The sequence below is a fragment of the Petrotoga sp. SL27 genome, assembly GCF_002924605.1.
GTDB classification, from domain to species: Bacteria; Thermotogota; Thermotogae; order Petrotogales; family Petrotogaceae; genus Petrotoga; species Petrotoga sibirica.
Genome location: NZ_JAIP01000002.1, coordinates 24,887 through 41,150 on the forward strand (window position 1 = coordinate 24,887; position 16,264 = coordinate 41,150).

The following is a 16,264-nucleotide window of genomic DNA, read 5'->3' on the forward strand; positions in this document are numbered from 1 at the left end:
TACTTGGAATTTAAGAAGTATTCTTAATTAATCTTAAGAATTTTTAATAAAAATCGGTATGTTTTGGTGTATAATTGACAAAAACTTATTAAAAAAGGGGGGTAATGTTTTCAAGTTAAGAAATCCAACTATAGGCACTGTAGAATATAAAGAGTTGACTAAATTCATTAAATTATTTTTAGAAGACAAAAGTTACAAAGTGTGGGTAGGAACCGATAGCCATGCAAGAGATGGACACGTAACTTTTGTAACAGCTATAGTAATTTACAAAGTAGGCAATGGGGCTACTTATTTTTATTATGTCACTCACGAACGTAGATCATACGATATGTACTCAAGATTAATAAAAGAGGCAGAATTTAGTTTAAATACAGCTGAATTTATCGAAAATAACTTAAATTTAGTAAAGCCAGAAATACACCTTGATATAGGATTAAACGGTAGATCAAAAGAAGTTCTTAACGTTATTACAGGGTACGTAAAAGGTTTAGGATATAATTATAAAATAAAACCAGAATCATTTGCAGCTACTAATATTGCGCATTTATATACCAAGTGAAAATATTTCTGTGTTTTCTGAAATCTTTTTCAATCTCTCATAGGAATATTCAAAAAACTCTTTGTAGACATCACAAAAGTAGTACTTTTTACCATCATACCTATATCTTTTGCAACCATTTCTACATAAAGAGAACCATTCACAATTTTTACATTCATCTGGAAGTTCTAGGGAAGACGCAATGAATTTTTTGGCAGTCTCATTTTTTAAGATTCCTTCCATGCTTTTCATCTGATTTATATTTCCAAGTTTATACTTTTCAAATACGTAAAAATCACATGGGTAAACACTTCCATCTGCTTCAATAACATTTTGTATACTACACATTCCATTCATTTCGCACGCTTGAGGAGGATAACCTCCAATCATTCTTACCAGGTTATCAAATAGTCGAATGCTTATATATTTTCCTTTTATTAAATCTCTTTCCCAGCTATCAAAAAGTACTTTCAGAAAATAGGCATATGTCTTTGGATTTAAAGAATAGGGATTGGATATATTATACTCTTCATACGGCTCTATAGCGGGTATGAATTGAACAAAACCAAAGTTTTTCCTTTTATAGAAGTTGTAAACTCTTTGAGGATGCTTAGCAAGCTGAGATGTAACAACAGTTAAAATATTGTAATCTACATGGTATTTATCAAAAAGATTCACCGTTTGCATTACCTTATTATGTGTTCCTTTACCTTCCTTGTCTATTCTGAATAGATCATGAGTTTTTTTATCTCCATCCAAGGAAAGTCCCACCAAAAAATTATTCTTCTTAAAAAATCCCGCCCATTTTTCATCGATTAAAAGACCGTTTGTTTGAATAGAAAAATATGTTTTAATATTATTTTCATTGTATTTATTAACAAATTCCAAAAATTTCTCATAAAATCCCAACCCAGCTAGAGTAGGTTCCCCTCCTTGAAAAGCAAAAGAGCAACTTAATTCTGAAGAAGCTATTGCTTTTTTCACAAGGTTTTCTAAAGTTTCTTCATTCATCTTACCATAAGAAACTTTTTTTCTTTTATTTGCAATATCGTTGTAAAAGCAATAAGAACATTTCATATTACAATTACTGGATACAGGTTTTATAAGCAGACTAACAGAGCGCAAGTGTTTTTCCCTCTTTTCAAAATCTCACTTTTTAGATTATAGCAAAAAAATATTGGATTTTAAAAAATTCTATAAATTAACAAAAATTAAGAATTATACTTCTAATTAAATTTAATTGTCCCTGAAGAGATATAAACAATTTTAATCGCCTTTTTTCGGAGTTGCTTTATAAATCTTATTATATTATAATAATTGTGAGCTGCTTGCAATAAATTATTTTCATGAAAAATAAGTTCCACCAGTGAAATATGAGTTTCTCTATTTTGAATTTTTTTGAAAGGAGTATATTTATGCAAGAAAAAAACAAAAAATATGGAAATTTGGAAGTTAATGTTAGCGATAAAATACAGGTAGATGGAGAAATAGAATTTACTCTAACTTATACAGTAGGTTCTTTAGGTCTTGCAAAAGGTGGCAGTTTAAAAATAATTTTCCCCCCCTATAGACACCAAGAAACCCGAGAATATGTACAAGTTATTGATTATTGGAGACCAGGTTTCGCATGGGCAGTATGTAGTGAAGAAGATATTAAACTCAATTTAGAAGTAAAAAAAGTTCAAACGGCCTTTTCTCATATCAAAAACTGGCCAGACAGTAGCAGAATACTCAAAATATCTACTTCCAAACCCTTGAAAGAAGGACAAAAGATTATCGTTAGTTATGGTGGTGTTGATAAACCATGGGTAAATGGGGCATCGCCTTCAACACGAGTAGGAATTTTATCCACTAAAAGAAGGAACACTTATCTAAAATATTACGTCTATGTTGACATAGAAGGGAATAAGAACTACATACCATTAGAAGGATTTCCCCCCATTCAAATTCTTCCAAAATCAGCAAAAAAAGTAATCATTAATGCCCCTAGCATCGTAAAATCTAATGAGGAGTTTGAAATAAAAATAAGTTTTAGAGATCGTTATAATAATCCCATATTTGACAAACAATTAGATAATAAATCTTTGTTAATTAAGAACTTGCACGACGGTTCAATTATATCTGCAGTTGAAAAAAGTTCTCCCTTTTCCTTCAAAGCTAATATAAAAAAAGAAGGCCCATACGAAATTTTTAGCCAAGATAATGATCTAAAGGTAGAAAAAGCTGTCCTCTTTTGTTCGAACAGTTTGCCTAAGATTTTCTGGGGAGATCCTCATGCTCATTCTAACCTTACTCCGAATATTAGAGATAACGATCCAGGTGTTGAACCTTCAGATTGTTATGACTATGCAAAAAATGTGGAATATTTAGATTTCATAGCCCTGATAGAGCAAACTTTTGAGTTTGACGAAAATGACTTAGTTAATATCACCTCAGAAACTTGGAGAAAAATGGGAGAACTTGCCGATCATTATTATGATTCAGAAGTTTTTGCTACTTTTACAGGATTTGAGCTTCACGATCGAAGAGGAGATACTGTTGTTCTTTTCAAGGATTCATTAAAAAATATTCCTTATCCTTTAAATAAAATTAAGAGAATTCAAGATGTCTGGGAGACATTTAAAAATAGAAACTTTCTTACAATTCCACATCTTCATAGGTATTCTGGAGGAACTATAGAAAAAGATGATCAAGATACCAAATATGGGGGATTTAATTTCGATAATTGGAAACAAGATAATCCAGAAGTAGAAAGATTAGTAGAGGTGTTTTCCAGTGGATGGGGAAGATTTGAGCATAATTCCCACTCTATGCTTCTAAAAGCTAGGTCAAACGTTGAAGGAAACACTGTTGTTGATTTTTTAAACAAACGTAAAATATGGGGTTTCACCGCAAGTAGTGATGATCATGATGGACGACCGGGGTATGGAGGAGTTACTGGTGTATTCGCAAGAAAATGCACTCGAGAGGAGATATTTAGTGGATTGCATGAGCGTAAAAGTATTGCCACCACTCATCCCAGAATAATTCTCTTATTCAAAATAAATAGTTACTTTTTAGGTAATGTTGTTTATTTCTCTAAAAGTTTTGAAGAAAAAAGAGAAATCGAAATAACAGCATTAGCACCCAAAACTATTAAACAAGTAGAAATTATAAAAAATGGAGAAATTATTTCTTCAAAAAATTATTCTACTAGCCAATATTTAGAAGCAAAATACGAAGATTCAGAACCCATAAAAGAAAATACTTATTATTATGTTCGTTTGCTACAAGATGATGGACACATCGCCTGGGCAAGCCCAATTTGGTTCTTAAAAAAATAAGTATTTTTGATTACAATATCAAACATTAAGATTTATATTTCTAATTAAATTTAATTGTTCCTGAAGAGCTGTAAACAGAATTAATCACCGTTTTTTGGAGTTGCTTTATAAATCTTATTATATTATAATAATTGTGAGCAGCTCGCAATAATTTAAATCCTTAGGATGCGGTGCTGCAAATCTAAAAGAGGAGGTATTTTCTATGAAGAAAGGAAGAAGAGCATTTTTAAGCGTTGTTGTTTTGATGATAGTTTTATCAACTTTTGTTTTCGGTAAGGAAAAGATCACATTAACTTATTGGGAACACCAATTTCCAGGGTACGTTGATTGGACCCAGCGAATGATTAAGGAATATGAAAAGATTAATCCAAACGTTGAAATCGAGTTTTCAGTTGATTATGCACACGAACGATTGCTACCATCGATGTATGCAGGAACGGGCCCTGATATTTCTGTTCCTCATGACGCAAAAGTTGTTAAACTCATGATGGAAGGATATTTAGCACCTGTAAGATTAGAAGCCTTCCCGGAATTCAATTCATATGAAGATCTTGAAAAGGTTTACTTCCCTGGTGTGCTTGATTTATTCAAGAAAGACGGCAAAATTTATGGATTGCCTATTAATTTGTCACCCCACATGTTGTATGTTAATGAAAAACTTTTCAGGATGGCTGGAATTGAACCGTCACCAGAAAATATTCCTGAACATTGGGATGAAGTTTGTAAAATTGGAGGAGATATTTTTGAAGCCATTGGAAAAAATGAAAAGGGAGTAACTGTTTATGAAGCTTTTGATTGGGAATATGCGTATAGGGCAACGTGGAGAAGGGATGATTTAAGAACAATATTTGCCCAATATGGTGCTAAGTTCGTAGATGAGAATGGAAATGTTGTTGTCGATAGCCCACAAGCTGTAGAAGCGGTTAAAATGATGAGAGACATGATTAATAAGTGTAAAACTGGAGATCCTAATGCCAGACCAGGTGGAGAAGATAGAAGTTGGCAATTATTCAACGGAACGCTTGCTATGGGTGTTTTCCCCGGAGGAGAAATTTATAAAGGGAATGCAGCAGAAGATGTAGTAGATTATTTAAAGGTTTATCAATTCCCATATCCCAGGGGTTATGAGCAAGTTATACCAGTAAGATCCCATGTTTTTATGGTTAATGGCAGTATAAGCCAGGAAAAACAAATAGAGGCCTGGAAATTTATAAATTACCTAACGCAACAATGGCAAGAACTGGCTGTATTAGGACAGATGCCACCTAGGATGCTCCTAGCCAATGGCACTCCATGGTATGAAACAGATTGGTTTAAAGAACAGGCCGATAAATATCAGTCGTTACGGAATTTGCCTTTAAATGAATTGGCTGAAGGTAGAGCCGTGTGGCAGCTTGGATATGAACTGTACGGTACTGATGAAGCTAGATTGCATGCAGATGAAATTACAGATATAGTGGGAGATGCTGTAGATAGAATAATTTTTATGAATTTAGATGTAGAACCTCAATTAAAGGAAGCTAAAAAAGAAATAGAGATATTATTAAAATGAAACCAACCTTGAAAAATCCTCAAAAAGTAAACTCAATTTTACACTAGCTAATTTGATAAAATTAGCAAAAAGTAGATTTCAAAAGGTTATAGTTTTTGTTGGGGAAGGATCTTTCCCCCTTCCCCTTTTCTTGGTGCATACTCAATTAGTAGTACGTAAAATAGGTATTAAACTATTAAATCTCATCAGGAGGGTTGAAGATGAAGAAAAAATATTGGGGATATATATTTTATGCTCCGGCATTATTACATATTTTAATTTTTAGAATTTATCCTACTATTAATACTGCTATATTATCTTTTTATGATTCCCAACAATTAGCAATGGGAAATTTTACTTTGTCCAACTATCAACGACTTTTAAGCCCAAGATTTTTACAAGTTATCTGGAATACCTTTTACTATGTACTGGGGGGAGTAATAATCATAGTACCTATTTCTTTGATAATAGCCCTTTTAATTAAGAATTCCAAATTTTCAGGTCTTTTTAAAACTTCTTTTTTTTATCCATATACGATGGCAATGGTTGCTGTCGCTATTATATGGGGATTCGGTTTTAGACAAGACGGCTTTGTTAACGAATTTTTGTCTTTTTTTGGAATAGCTCCTAAAAACTGGTTAGGTGGGGCGGGACATTTGGCGATGCCGGTGTTAATTTTTGCCACCGCTTGGAGGTATTGGGGGTATTTTACTTTAATTTATCTTTCCGGATTAGAGGCAATTCCTGCAGAATTATATGAAGCCGCTAAAATTGATGGAGCTAATTCTTTGCAATCCTTTATTAACATTACCTTACCTCAACTGAGGCCTATTTTTTCTTTTGTTTTAGTTATGAGTTCTGTAGAATTGTTAAGACAATTCGCTATACCCAACGTGTTAACAGGTGGAGGGCCATATAATCAAACAATGATATTATCTTTGGATGTCTATAGACAAGGTTTTTATTATTTTAATGTGAATGTGGCTTCTGCGGAAGCAGTCGTTCTAATATCATTCGCTATAATAATAAGTATTTTTCAATATAGAATAACTAGATAAATGCAGAGGTGATTGAAATGAAAATGAGAAAAAAACAAAATCTAAAGAAATGGCTTGCAACAGTCATATTGTTAATAATCGCTGTATTTCTTTTATTCTTCCCTTTATATTGGTCTATAATTGGTTCTTTTAAAACACCAAATGAGATATTTTCTTTAAAATTACCATCAGAATGGAAACTTTCTAACTACCCTGAAGCCTGGCGAACAGGAAACTGGAGTAGATACTTTTTTAACAGCTTTTTTACCTCTGGAATTATTGCTCTAGGTCAAACTTTTTTTGGTGCTTTGGCTGGATATAGTTTAGCTAAATTTCGTTATCCTGGCAAGAATGTTTTCTTTGCAACTACTATAGCGACTCTACCGTTATCGCAACAAGTAATTTTTCTTCCTCTTTTTTTAATTGTATCAAACCTTGGTTGGATCGATTCTTACATAGGATTAATCGTACCAATTTTAGTGACTCCTTTTAGTATTTTCTTAATGAGACAATATATGTTAGGAATATCTGATTCATTAATCGAAGCCGCAAGGTTGGACGGCGCTAGTGAACCTCGTATCTTTTTCAGGATAATCTTACCACTAAGTAAACCTGTTCTTATTGTTGTTTTTATTCTTGGATTTTCAGGTTTTTATAATAATCTTCTGTGGCCGTTAGTTATCATTAGATCTGATAAGTTACAAACTATTTCTTTAGCTCTTCAACAATTTAAAGGTACAAACTTTTATCGTCCAGATTTGATATTAGCAGCCACAATAATGTCATTAATTCCTATTAGCGTTTTGTTTTTCTTTTTACAACGATTTTTCATGCAAGGGGTTTCAATTTCAGTAGAAAAAGAATAAACAAATGTATGTTTACTTATAACTTATACCCTCTTCAGGAATATGAAAAGCAGTGATTAACGAATGGTAAAGTAAGTTAAAGGAAGAAGAAAAAGGACCTAAATAAAGAAGTAGCACCATTATTGCTTTCTACCCTGAAAAGAATGGATTCAATAGGTATATGTTTCTTGAAAGTTTCTTTAAAAAGGATTCGACTAACCCTTTTTCAGAAGAACTCCCAAAAGGTATGAAAGCGGTTGAACTAATTTCCAAATGGACGTAATCGTAAACATTAGTTGAATCATATGCGAGATCTGCTAAATTATATATGCAGGGAGTTAAATATTGAAGGTATTAAAAAATGGTTAAAATGTGTGTTTTAGAGATTGTAAAAAACAGTAAATATATATAAAGATTGGAGGAAGACTTTATGAGTGAAAAAAAAGTTCAGCAGGAGTTTTTGATAAAACATCAGAACAGGCAAAAATACTTACGGGACAATTATGGTGTTCAGACTTTTGTTCATCAAAAAAATATGAGTAATGACGAAAAGGGACTCTTGGACACTGTTAGTAATTTTTTCTATTCTACTGTAAATATAGTAGCTACAAATACTGTGATTAGTAATGGTAAAGGAAAAGCTAGTGTTGATTTTGAAGTAGATTACAATTATGATATACCAGCAGTGATTGTCTTCCCTTTTTCAATGGGTATTAACAGTGTTAACCCTGTAGAGACGGGGTACTTCAATTTGAAAATTAACGAAGAAATTGATATACCTTTTTCTCTAACTAAACATAATAAAAGGTGGGAGGCAAATGGATGTAAATTTTTATTTCATGTTGAAAAAGTTCTTACATCATATTTAGGACAGACTATCAAACTTGATCCAGCCATGCTGGAATCTTCCATTGTTTCCCTCGGATTGGCTGCTGTTTTAGTTCCCAAGAATATCTTTGCAAGAGATAAAATTTTAAAAATTTCTATTAAGGGTATTTCCAGCATTAAGTCAAAAACCTGGTGTAGAATTGGAAAACCGAAAGATGGATTGGCGTTTATGAATGTGGAAGAAATTATTAAAGAAATTGTTGCTAATAATATGATTAGAACAATAGGAAATAAGAAATATCTATTTGGAGATATTCATGTACATAGTGGAGAAAGTGATTTTCTGGGTTGGGGATGCGGTGAGAAAAAACGAGTTGAAAATTTCGATTTTGCCCGTAATATAGCAGGGCTTGATTTCTTTTGCCTTTCTGAACACGATTGGCAGATGGATAATAATGACTGGGAACATCTGCAGTCTTTGACTGAATCCTACAATGAAAGGGATAAATTTGTAACACTTCATGGCTATGAGTGGACTTCTCCTAATTATGGACATAGAAATGTTTACTTTCTTGATAAAGGCGGAATATTGTTTCGATCAAGCAGAAAAATGGTTGGTTATGGTGAATGGCAAAAAGATAATCCTACGCCAGATGAGTTATGGCAGACTTTAAAAAATGAAGATGTAGACTTTTTTACGGTACCTCACCATCCTTCAACCAGCCAATTTCCTGTTTCTACTGAAAATTATTATAACGAAAATTTTGATCGATTAATAGAAATATACTCATGCTGGGGATTTTCAGAATCATCCTATGATTTACAGGAAAAATTTAATACCGGAGTTTCTAGAACTGAATATAATACAGTTCGTGATCATTTGAATAATGGCAGGAAATATGGAATAATTTGTTCAAGTGATGCCCACGATGGTCATCCCGGATTATCTCAGGGGACTGAAAAAAGGTCGCAGTTATACCATTATTTAGGTAGTGGAAGAGTCGCAGTTGTGGTAGATAAATTTGATCGCAATTCTATCTTTTATGCCCTGAAAAATCGAAAAGCCTATGGCACTACTGGAGAACCTATTTTGCTAGAGTATCGATTAGGAGATGCTGAAATGGGCGAAACTATTGAAGAATTACAATACAGCAAACTACCTGTAAATCTGAATATTGTAGGCACCACACCGCTTAGAAATATTGAGGTTGTATCAAATGAGGGTGTTGTATTTAAAGCAAATTTAGATGGTATTAATAGAGATAGAAACTTTAAATTGGTAAAAGATATCGTAGTAAAAAATAAGAGTTACTACTACATACGAGTAGAGCAAGATGATGGAGAAAGAGCGTGGTCCAGTCCTATATGGATTGATTAATTTTTATGAAGTACGATAACAGTTGCAAAGAAATGAAAAACATAACATATTTATTAAGTCATACAAATCAACACTTTGTCTTCTTAGGTAAATGGCATAAAAAGGGATAAAAATCTCATCGGTTGTCGTCTAAGAAATATTTCAAATTCAACTGAATCTTTGAACCTTTTTTTATTTTTTACTATAACGAACTCTGTTAAATCGTCAAAGCAAGAAAAGAACGGACATATTGAGGAAATATCCCAAAATGTTCTTTGAAAGGAGAAGTAAAATGGCAACGAAAAATATCAACGTAATTTTAATATTATCTGACGAGCACAGGTTTGATTGTATAGGTGCATACGGAAATAATGAAGTAAATACTCCATATATTGATCAACTAGCCCAAGAAGGTACAATTTTCGACAATGCTTTTTGTACCTATCCTTTGTGTACTCCTTCCCGTTATTCATTTCTTACGGGGCTATATGCTCATCAACATATGGGCATTAGTAATCATTCCACCATTCCAAAAAATCTGGATACTTTACCTGGCATACTTAGAGAGAATGGTTATTATACAATCGCTATAGGAAAAATGCATTTCACACCAACTTACCTAGATATAGGCTTTCAAGCTATGTATTTGGCTGAACAAAACGGTCCCGGAAGATATGTTGACGATTATCATAATTATTTAAAAGATAAAGGACTTTTAGATGAGATTGATGTAATTGATCAGGTAGACGAATATAGAAATATGGCGGGAAATGAATATTGGGAAAATTTTGGAGCATTAAAAAGTAATTTAAACGAAGAAGATTATTCAACATCCTGGATAGCTAAAAAGGCAATCGAAAAAATAGATTCTTGGAGTGCTCATAATAATTATTTTATGATGATTGGATTCATAAAACCTCATCATCCTTTTGATCCTCCTGAACCTTGGGATAAAATGTACAATCCCGTTGATTTAAATCTTTTAGAGGGTTGGACAGATAAATGCCTGGAACTTGATTTAAAAAAATATAAAGGTTATTTCCCAAATCAGAAACTAGATAAATCTCTAATGAAAGAAATTTTAGCTTACTACTATGCAACTATCTCTCATATGGATTTCTGGATTGGAAAGATCATAGATAAGTTAAAAGAAAAAAAACTATATGATAAAACATTAATAATATACACAAGCGATCATGGGGACTACATGGGTTATCATCATATGGTATTAAAAGGTGGCTATATGTATGAACCTTTAATTAGAATACCATTAATAATAAAATATCCTTATTCTTCAAATAATAAAACATCTTCTAACTTAGTAAACTCTCTTGATATTTCTAAGACTATTTTAAGTCAATGCAACATATATAAGGATCAATTTTCTCAAGGAACAGATTTAAAAAACGGTAAAATACAAAGAGATGCTATTTTTGCAGAAGATATTAATTCTTATATGGTTCGAACTCAGAGTTACAAATTAATCCTCAATAAAAACGGGGAAAATTTATTATTTGATTTAGACAAAGATCCCGTTGAACTATTTAATGTTTATGATCATAAAAGCTATTCGGAAATAAGAGAAAATTTGAAAAATAGGATAATGGATTGGATATTGTTTGAATCGGCACCACATTCTTATATTGATGAAAAAGCAAATTTAGTATACAATTTAGAAGATAAAGGTAATGAGATGAGAAAATACATAAAAAAGAATTTAAATAATTTTTATTAAAAAAATATTGAAATGGAGGAGAATTTGAAATAGTATGGCACAAATAATAAGCAATTTCACACAACTACAAATATTTAAAAATCTATGGTTTAATTCTTATTCAACTATACCTAAATTAAGCGAAGAACTATCTATAGATCGATCAAATATCTCAAGAAATCTTCGTCGCTTGTTAAAACACCATTTAATTAAGACGGGTACTGAAAAAGAAAAAACCGAAAAAGTTGGAAGAAAAGCCTCTATCATACAAATAAATGAAGATAAGGGTTATTTTATAGGTGTCACAATAACAGAAAATTCTAGTACTGCTTTTCTTACAAATTTTAGATTGAAAATCATCCAAGAAAATGTTGTTGAAGAAAATATCACCGTTGATAATTTAGCTAATATTTTAATAAAAACTATTCGTCCTTTTCAGTCATATTTTGAAAAAGTTATTTGCATGGCTATAGCATTTCCAGGAGAAGTTGATATAGAAGGAAAAACCCCATTTTTCTCGAAACCGCTTGGTTTGAATGAATCTAAAAAACTCAATAGAATTTTCCAAGGGAAATTTCAATTTCCTGTTTATTTGGAAAACGATGCTAATGCGGGAGCGATGTATCATTTTTTCTTAAATAGGAATGATCATCCTTCTAATCTAGTGTACTCTTTGCTTGCAATACATTTTAATAGTGACAAGATAATGGGATATTTAGGGAACGGAATAATAATAAACAAACAATTATATGAAGGTTCTAATTTATTCGCAGGTGTTTCTGGGGAAATGTTTAAAATACTAAGTGCTTCAAATAAAATCTACGATTTGGATAGTTTGAAAAAACAACTTAAAAAAATAACAAGCATTGAAAATGAATTAAATAATTTTATTAATGAATCATCTAATGTTATATCAAACATTATAAATTTATATGACCCTTCAGTTTACATTTTAGGAGGATACATAGAAATTTTTCCTGAAAAAATCCAAAAAAAGCTTATAGAAGAAGTTAAAGAAAAAATAGTTAATTTTCAAGCAAGGAAGCATGAAATTTATGTTGACAAATCATTGATGAGAAGCGCAGCCTTAGGTTCTTGCTTTTCTTTGATAAACAAATTTTTTAATAACCTAGATGTTGCTAATAAATATCTCTCAAAAGTTGTGTAATAAAATCAAATAAAAAATGGAGGTAAGTAATAGTGAATATACTTTATATGCATACTCATGACACTGGTAAATATATCTCACCTTATGGTTTTGATGCTCCTACACCAAATTTGATGGAATTAGCAAAAGAAGGAACTCTTTTTAGGCATGCTTTTAGTGCTGCTCCTACGTGCTCACCAAGTAGAGCAGCTTTATTGACCGGGGCTTCTCCGCACAAAGTTGGAATGCTTGGTTTAGCTCATAGAGGATTTAAACTAAATGATTACGATAAACACATTGTAAATTTATTGAATAAAGTGGGGTATGACACAGTATTATGTGGAGTTCAACACGTTGCACCAAAAGCTGAAATGATAGGATATAAAAAAATTCTTTGTGAGGCAGAGCATTACCCGAACGATTGGAAGGAAGATATAAAAAATGCCGAACTAGTTTCAGATTATTTGTCCAATAACCCTAAAAAGCCTTTTTTCATTTCATTCGGGATGCAAAATACTCACATCCCATTTCCTGAAGCTAAAATTAATCCAAATTATGTAAAGCCACCATCTCCCCTTTACGACAATGCTATGACTCGAGAAGACATGGCACAATTTTTTACTTCTGTTCATATAGTTGACCAATGTGTGGGCAAAATAATGAGATCACTAAAAGAAAATCATTTAGAAGAAGAAACTCTTGTCATTTTCACTACAGATCATGGGATACCTTTACCAAACATGAAGTGTACTTTGTACGATACAGGGATAGGGATCTCCCTTATTTTAAAATTTCCTAATAATAAAAAATCAGGAGAAGCTACAGATATTTTAGTTTCACATTTAGATATTTTTCCTACTATTTGCGATTTTTTAGGAATAGAAAAACCTGCATGGTTGGAGGGGTTTTCCCTAAAACCTTATTTAGATGGCAAAGTAGATAAAATAAGAGAAGAACTGTTCGCAGAAATTACTTTTCATGCGGCGTATGAACCAACCAGATGCATTAGAACGGAAAGATATAAATATATTAAATTCTTTGATAATTACGACAAAATTATACCAGCTAACATTGATGACACTAAAAGCAAAGAATTTCTTTTAAGCCATGGTTTATTACAAGTTAAACGGCAAAAAGAAATGCTCTTTGATTTGTATTTTGATCCCATGGAAAGAAATAATCTAATTAAAGAAGACAATTATAAGAATATTCTAAGGGAATTGCAGTCAAAATTATATGATTGGATGAAAAAGACTAATGATCCACTTTTGAAAGGAAAAGTAGAAAAACCAAAAGGTGCAATTGTGAATACTAGAGATTGTATGAGTGCAATGGAAGAAAGATATGAATAAAATTGAATTTTCAAAAACCGGCCTTGAGGATTTGAAGGCCGGTCTTTCTGCTACGAATTTCCAATTATCTTTACACACATGGGAAAATCATTTTTATTTTTAAAAAATGCTAAAATTCCTCAGGATATTTCCTCTTCAGTTCTTCGGCTGTTTTTGCTCTACCTGTTTCTATTAATCTTTCGTAGTAAGTTTTCAACTGACCTCTGGTATGAAAAGGTCCACCTTCTTTTAAAACCGTTTGCAATGGATCTACTTGGTATCCTTCGGGTAATTCTTTCATCATCTCGTCATGTCACTCATTTAAATAAGACAGTGCTTCCCTACAAATTTCTGGGCTTTCTTTGGCTATGTCATTTTGTTCGTGAGGATCCTCTTTTAAATTGAATAACATCTCTTTAGGGAAAAGATGGTATCCATCGTGATAAGTTCTCATATAAATCCAATCTTCGAATCTAACACTTCTTTGGCATACGTGTGCCATTTGGCTTAAGATCAAATACTTTCTAGATATGTTTTCACCTTTAAATATTACATCTGCAAAACTTATTCCGTCCATTTCTTTTTTGAACATTTGAATATATTCTTCAGAAAACTTACTTTTTATTTCTGATTCAAATATTTCGTACAATGTTGATATTAGATCCAAATTGTATAAAAAGCCTTGATGTACATGGCTTTTTAATCCACCTGGCCATTTTATTATCAAGGGAATTCTAGAGGTTATGTTGTCAGCTGTCGCATGTTCTGCATATATACCCAACTCCCCTATGTTTTCTCCATGATCGGCAGATATTATCACAGCTGTATTTTCATATACTCTTTTTTCTTTCAACACATCTATTATCTTTCCAATCCAAAAGTCAGCATATCTAATACCTGTATCATAGCCATCTATTAATTGTTTCAAATCGTTCATGTTTTTTATTTCACCAGGTTGCCTTGGAAATCTTGGATCTTCACGATTGTCATACATATTTAAGTCTTGAGCAGTATGTGGACCAGCTAACTTTCTATGTCTTTTTATTAATTCTTCGTTATACCAACTTGGTATAGATGAATTTTCAAAAGGGTCACCAAAGTCAGAGGGTGTTCTGTATGGCGTATGTGGATCCCAAACGTTTACATGTAAAAACCAATTGTCTGACTCAGCATTTTTGTTTAACCACTCTAGAGCTGAAGGAACGATCTCATCCGCTCTTTCAAGGCCACATTTTCCAGGGTTATAAACCTCATTGAATCCAGCATAAAACCACCAAGCAGAATGCCTTTCTCCAAAAGGACTTACCGTAACTGTATGAAATCCAATGTTTTTCAACAAAGCAGGTAAACTCATATATGCTAGTTTATCTTGAAAATCTCTATTCTTACCTTCTATTCGCATGTCAGCAGTTGTTCCACCGTGACCAACTAAACCTGTTTTTATACCAAATTTACCTGTAGATAGAGCTCCACGAGAAGGTAAACACGGGGCATCAGAACAATAGTAGTTATCAAATCTAATACCTTCTTTAGCCACATCATCAATATTTGGTGAGGTTTCTCGTAAGTATCCATAACTCCCAAGATGATCTGCCCTTAAAGTGTCAATATCGATAAATAATATTCTCATCTTTACTCGTTCCCCTCTAATTTTTAATATTTTGTTGCTTTGGTGCACTTATGCTAATTATAATATATTTTTTAAATATATGGATTAGTAACATTATTGGGATCCTTGCTAATATTATTTTACTACTAATCAATTTGCACAGAAAATCATCCGGTTTTTCATAGTACCCTGAGAACTCTTGACATAATTCCTTTTATTTGATATAATTTGTGTATACAAGTAGGAGTAGACATATTTGTGTATCTTTCTTGAAGGAAGGTATCGTAAATGGCCGATTATAAGACGCCAATCTATCAAAGGATTGCTGACAAAATAATTTCAAGAATATATGAAGGAGAATATCCAATGAACTCATTTCTTCCATCAGAAAATGAGCTAGCCGAAGAATTCCATGTAACAAGAACTACGATAAGAAAAGTTTTAAGTTTATTGAAACAACAAGGGACAATTAAAAGTTACCAAGGAAGAGGATATAAAGTTCAATCTCTTTTTTGGGAACAAAGTCTTTTAAAGTTTTACAGTTTTGGAAAAAGTATAGCCAGCAAGCTTGAGAATTCTAATACTAAACTTATATCGGTAAAAAACGTCTCTGGACTGGAAGATGTTGATGAATTTAAAAACGTCGAATTATGGGAAATTACAAGGTTGAGATTAGTTGGAGAAATTCCTTTAATATTGGAAAGCTCTTACATCCCTATTGATTTTCTAAAAAAAACAGATAATAAAAATCTAGAAACAAAACCTTTGTATGATTTACTTGCCAGAGAAGGAATAAGATGTGTCAATGCCAAAGAATATCTCGAACCTATCCTACCTTCGATAGAAGCCCAAGAATTGCTAGAAATTGATGAAAATATTCCTCTTTTTCAAACTACAAGATATACATATGATTCGGAAAATAGGTTGGTAGAATTCAGAGAAAGCCTGATAAGGGCTGATCATTTTAGATTCTTTACTGAATTAAAATTGTAGGGAGAATAATA

At 32.2% G+C, this 16,264-nt stretch carries 11 protein-coding genes and 1 pseudogene; 10 read left to right on the forward strand and 2 right to left on the reverse strand.

All coding sequences use genetic code 11. From position 1 onward, the window contains the following. Nucleotides 1-154 precede the first annotated feature (154 nt). On the forward strand, nucleotides 155-559 hold the full coding sequence (locus tag AD60_RS00815) for a ribonuclease H-like YkuK family protein (RefSeq protein WP_233186768.1): 405 nt from the start codon (nucleotides 155-157) through the stop codon (nucleotides 557-559). On the opposite strand, the gene AD60_RS00820 is transcribed toward AD60_RS00815, so the two are convergent. After that, complete coding sequence (locus AD60_RS00820; protein WP_103875980.1) at nucleotides 545-1,663, reverse strand: anaerobic sulfatase maturase; 1,119 nt, start codon at nucleotides 1,661-1,663, stop codon at nucleotides 545-547. The two genes, AD60_RS00815 and AD60_RS00820, sit on opposite strands and share 15 nt — an antisense overlap. Before the next feature lie 290 nt (nucleotides 1,664-1,953). Between AD60_RS00820 and AD60_RS00825 the strand changes: the two genes are divergently transcribed. The 8 genes from AD60_RS00825 (at nucleotide 1,954) to AD60_RS00860 (ending at nucleotide 13,672) form a co-directional block, all read left to right on the forward strand. Beyond that, on the forward strand, nucleotides 1,954-3,861 hold the full coding sequence (locus AD60_RS00825; protein WP_103875981.1) for a DUF3604 domain-containing protein: 1,908 nt from the start codon (nucleotides 1,954-1,956) through the stop codon (nucleotides 3,859-3,861). Between the two features lie 202 nt (nucleotides 3,862-4,063). Beyond that, nucleotides 4,064-5,413 (forward strand): ABC transporter substrate-binding protein, encoded by a 1,350-nt coding sequence (locus AD60_RS00830; protein WP_103875982.1) that lies wholly within the window; start codon nucleotides 4,064-4,066, stop codon nucleotides 5,411-5,413. Nucleotides 5,414-5,613: 200 nt separating this feature from the next. Beyond that, nucleotides 5,614-6,450: a carbohydrate ABC transporter permease gene (locus AD60_RS00835; RefSeq protein WP_103875983.1), complete on the forward strand. Its 837-nt coding sequence runs from the start codon at nucleotides 5,614-5,616 to the stop codon at nucleotides 6,448-6,450. A 17-nt stretch (nucleotides 6,451-6,467) separates the two neighbouring features. Continuing rightward, entirely contained in the window at nucleotides 6,468-7,295 is an 828-nt protein-coding gene (locus AD60_RS00840) for a carbohydrate ABC transporter permease (protein ID WP_103875984.1), read from the forward strand. A gap of 409 nt (nucleotides 7,296-7,704) precedes the next feature. Beyond that, nucleotides 7,705-9,480, forward strand: a complete 1,776-nt coding sequence (locus AD60_RS00845; protein WP_103875985.1) for a CehA/McbA family metallohydrolase — start codon at nucleotides 7,705-7,707, stop codon at nucleotides 9,478-9,480. Nucleotides 9,481-9,751: 271 nt separating this feature from the next. Continuing rightward, on the forward strand, nucleotides 9,752-11,194 hold the full coding sequence (locus tag AD60_RS00850) for a sulfatase (protein WP_158248342.1): 1,443 nt from the start codon (nucleotides 9,752-9,754) through the stop codon (nucleotides 11,192-11,194). A 34-nt stretch (nucleotides 11,195-11,228) separates the two neighbouring features. Next, nucleotides 11,229-12,341, forward strand: coding sequence for an ROK family transcriptional regulator (locus AD60_RS00855; protein WP_103875987.1), 1,113 nt, complete (start codon nucleotides 11,229-11,231; stop codon nucleotides 12,339-12,341). Nucleotides 12,342-12,373: 32 nt separating this feature from the next. Beyond that, on the forward strand, nucleotides 12,374-13,672 hold the full coding sequence (locus AD60_RS00860; RefSeq protein ID WP_103875988.1) for a sulfatase: 1,299 nt from the start codon (nucleotides 12,374-12,376) through the stop codon (nucleotides 13,670-13,672). A gap of 109 nt (nucleotides 13,673-13,781) precedes the next feature. Here the strand turns inward: AD60_RS00860 and AD60_RS00865 are convergent. Further along, a pseudogene (locus tag AD60_RS00865) lies at nucleotides 13,782-15,281 on the reverse strand (sulfatase). 267 nt (nucleotides 15,282-15,548) lie between these two features. On the opposite strand from AD60_RS00865, the gene AD60_RS00870 reads away from it, so the two are divergent. Next, nucleotides 15,549-16,253 (forward strand): GntR family transcriptional regulator, encoded by a 705-nt coding sequence (locus AD60_RS00870; RefSeq protein ID WP_103875989.1) that lies wholly within the window; start codon nucleotides 15,549-15,551, stop codon nucleotides 16,251-16,253. The last annotated feature ends 11 nt before the right edge of the window (nucleotides 16,254-16,264 follow it).

What these genes read in the sequence shown, in the direction of transcription:
- AD60_RS00825 (WP_103875981.1), top strand. Translation starts at nt 1,954, where the DNA reads ATGCAAGAAAAAAACAAAAAATATGGAAATTTGGAAGTTAATGTTAGC.
- AD60_RS00830 (WP_103875982.1), top strand. Translation starts at nt 4,064, where the DNA reads ATGAAGAAAGGAAGAAGAGCATTTTTAAGCGTTGTTGTTTTGATGATA.
- AD60_RS00835 (WP_103875983.1), top strand. Translation starts at nt 5,614, where the DNA reads ATGAAGAAAAAATATTGGGGATATATATTTTATGCTCCGGCATTATTA.
- AD60_RS00840 (WP_103875984.1), top strand. Translation starts at nt 6,468, where the DNA reads ATGAAAATGAGAAAAAAACAAAATCTAAAGAAATGGCTTGCAACAGTC.
- AD60_RS00845 (WP_103875985.1), top strand. Translation starts at nt 7,705, where the DNA reads ATGAGTGAAAAAAAAGTTCAGCAGGAGTTTTTGATAAAACATCAGAAC.
- AD60_RS00850 (WP_158248342.1), top strand. Translation starts at nt 9,752, where the DNA reads ATGGCAACGAAAAATATCAACGTAATTTTAATATTATCTGACGAGCAC.
- AD60_RS00855 (WP_103875987.1), top strand. Translation starts at nt 11,229, where the DNA reads ATGGCACAAATAATAAGCAATTTCACACAACTACAAATATTTAAAAAT.
- AD60_RS00870 (WP_103875989.1), top strand. Translation starts at nt 15,549, where the DNA reads ATGGCCGATTATAAGACGCCAATCTATCAAAGGATTGCTGACAAAATA.